At 47.4% G+C, this 3,066-nt stretch carries 3 protein-coding genes; all 3 read left to right on the top strand.

From position 1 onward, the window contains the following. Positions 1-103: 103 nt before the first annotated feature. Genes def through rsmB form a run of 3 tightly spaced genes read left to right on the top strand, consistent with a single transcriptional unit; the run spans position 104 to position 2,955 of the window. Entirely contained in the window at positions 104-607 is a 504-nt protein-coding gene (gene def / locus HUJ19_RS00210; protein ID WP_290621562.1) for a peptide deformylase, read from the top strand. Positions 608-615: 8 nt separating this feature from the next. Then, the gene (gene fmt / locus HUJ19_RS00205) at positions 616-1,575 is read left to right on the top strand and encodes a methionyl-tRNA formyltransferase (protein WP_290621561.1); all 960 of its coding nucleotides are present in this window, start codon (positions 616-618) and stop codon (positions 1,573-1,575) included. Between the two features lie 48 nt (positions 1,576-1,623). Beyond that, positions 1,624-2,955, top strand: coding sequence for a 16S rRNA (cytosine(967)-C(5))-methyltransferase RsmB (rsmB, locus tag HUJ19_RS00200; protein ID WP_290621560.1), 1,332 nt, complete (start codon positions 1,624-1,626; stop codon positions 2,953-2,955). Positions 2,956-3,066: the final 111 nt, after the last annotated feature.

Here is a 3,066-nt window from a genome sequence, read left to right as displayed (position 1 = left end):
TCATAATTTTAAGCACTATCGCATTGATTTACTCTTTAAAATGGTCTTTGTCGTCGTTATTTATTATGATCTGACTCCCTGATGACACAGATTTACAGAATCAATGGCTATTTTAGAGATTTTAGAGTTTCCTGACCCACGTTTACGGACCAAAGCCAAGCCGGTAACCGACTTTGGTAACGAGCTGCAGCAGCAGATTGATGACATGTTCGAAACCATGTATGCCGCGCCCGGTATTGGTCTGGCAGCGACCCAGGTCAATATTCACAAACAATTTTTCGTCATAGACGTTTCCGAGGATAAAAGCGAACCTTTAGTTTTTATCAATCCTGAAATCGTTGAAAAGCGCGGTGTTGAAGAAATGGAAGAGGGATGCCTGTCTTTTCCAGGTATTTACGCCAAGGTTCAACGCGCCAATGAGATTGTAGTCAAGGCGCTTGATCGTCACGGCAAACCTTTTGAAATGGACACAGGTGAATTACTTGCCGTCTGTATCCAACACGAAAACGATCATATCGAAGGCAAACTCTTTGTCGATTATTTATCGCCATTAAAGCGTAACCGAATTCGAAAAATGCTGGAAAAACAGCAGAAACAACAACAGTAAGCACTAACATGCCACAATCTCTGAAAGTCATATTTGCCGGTACGCCAGACTTTGCAGCCAGCTCTTTAGCGGCCGTTCTTAATAGCCATCATCAGGTGGTTGCCGTTTACACCCAGCCCGACCGCAAAGCTGGTCGTGGCAAAAAAATCAGCATGAGTCCAGTCAAGGAGCTGGCTCTGGAACACAATATCCCAGTTGAGCAACCGACTAATTTCAAATCAGAGGAATCATTGGCTCAGCTTGCCAGCTATAAGGCTGATGTCATGGTGGTTGTGGCTTATGGACTGCTGCTTCCGCAATCAGTGCTTGATACACCAAAACTCGGCTGTATCAATGTTCATGGCTCATTACTGCCGCGTTGGCGTGGCGCAGCTCCTATCCAACGCGCCATTCAGGCCGGTGATAAAGAAACTGGGATTACCATCATGCAGATGGAAGCAGGTCTGGATACAGGTCCTATGTTGTTAACCGCTTCTTTACCCATTACCGAGCAGGACACTGGCTCAAGCCTGCACGACAAATTAGCAGAGCAGGGCGCGCAACTGTTGGTCAAAGCTCTGGATAAACTCGCTGAGAATCAATTAAGCCCGACGCCGCAAGATGACAGCCAGGCCACCTATGCACACAAACTGAGTAAGGCTGAAGCTCAACTTGACTGGCAACTTAGTGCGCACCAGCTGGAGCGTACCATTCGAGCCTTTAACAGCTGGCCGGTTGCCTATAGTCTAATCGATGAGAATACGGTCAGAATTTGGCAGGCAAAGGTTACTGAAACTCATTCCAATGAAGCCCCGGGCACCATCTTACAAGCCAATAGTGATGGTATTCGGGTCGCCTGCGGCCAAGGCTCATTATTGCTAACCGAGCTACAACTGCCTGGCGCACGATCCATGTCGGTCAAGGATTTGCTCAATGCCCCGAAAAACCAACAATTGTTTGCGCCTGGCCAGCAGTTTGCTAGTCTGTAATGACTTGCATTCAATTCTGAACGCCAGCAACACCCTTAAGGACAGCTAGTGCAACCAACAGCAAATCAACAAACCTTTACTAATCAACAGCTTCGCCAACAGGCCTGCCTGGCATTACATTCGATTGCCTTTGAGGGTCGCTCGGCCAATGACATTCTCAGTAACGTCCATTTTGAGCAGGGTTCTGATAATGGTCTATTTCGTGTACTGGTGTTGGGTAGTTGTCGTTACTTTATTCGGTTACAAGAGATTGCCAATCAATTACTGCAAAAACCCTTCAAGCCCAAAGATCGCGATTTGCTGTGCCTGATCATCATTGGTCTCTATCAGCTCGAATACAGTCGCGTACCCGATCATGCAGCGATTTCCGAAACCGTTTCTGTCTGCCAGCAGCTCAAAAAAAACTGGGCTACCAAGCTGGTTAATGGCGTCCTGCGGAATTTTGGGCGTCAAAAAGCTGAATTACTGACCAAGATGGATGCTAACTGGGATACCAAATTTGCCATGCCCGACTGGTTGATTGGCATGCTTAAACCTTATTACAAAGGGCAGATGGAAGCGCTGATGGAAGCCATTAATCAACAGGCACCGATGACGCTCAGGGTTAACCGGCAAAAGATTGGCCGTGATCAATACCTTGAATTACTGCTGGAGCAGGGCCTGTCCGCCACGGTGCATCCGATTGCTACAAACGCACTGGTGTTAGAGCATCCTGTTAGTGTTGAGCAGCTGCCACACTTTGCTGATGGCTATGTTTCAGTGCAGGATGCCGCGGCTCAACTGGCCGCAGCGATTCTGTCGCCAGCACCTAATAGCACTGTTTTGGATGCCTGCGCAGCGCCGGGCGGTAAAAGCTGTCACCTGCTGGAGCTGTATGATTCCATTGAGCTGACGGCCAGCGATATTGACCATGAGCGCTGTCAGCGTATTTCAGACAACCTGCTTCGCCTGCAACTATCAGCTAAAGTAGATTGTCAGGATTTAACAGACAGCAATTTTCCTGATCATCATTTCGACGCGATTTTACTGGACGCTCCCTGTAGTGCTACTGGTGTCATTCGCCGTCATCCGGACATTAAGTTATTACGTCATGCCAGTGATATCGAACAACTGGTTGAATTACAACGGCAAATTATCGAACACCTATGGCACAAACTTAAACCAGGCGGGCGTCTGCTGTACGCCACCTGCTCAATTCTGCCACAGGAAAATGAACAGCAGATTGCCGCTTTTCTGGAGCGCCATTCCGATGCCGAACTGATACCTTTGAGCACACAGATACAGGATTTGTCACATTCAAAAATCGGCTGCCAGCTGATACCAGGCCAGTTATCGATGGATGGCTTTTACTACGCACTGCTCGAAAAAGCTAATAATTAAGCAAAAAACCCTTTAGATCAGATGCTTATAGCGTTAGCATAGGCAAAGTTAAGCGAATAATAAGGCAAGGATCTTAATTGTCGTTATGAAAATCATCATTCTCGGAGCCGG

This window comes from Kangiella sp., assembly GCF_014762745.1.
Classification (GTDB): Bacteria; Pseudomonadota; Gammaproteobacteria; order Enterobacterales; family Kangiellaceae; genus Kangiella.
Note: the sequence above shows the minus strand (reverse complement) of the source record. Positions and strands in the feature narration are given on the sequence as shown.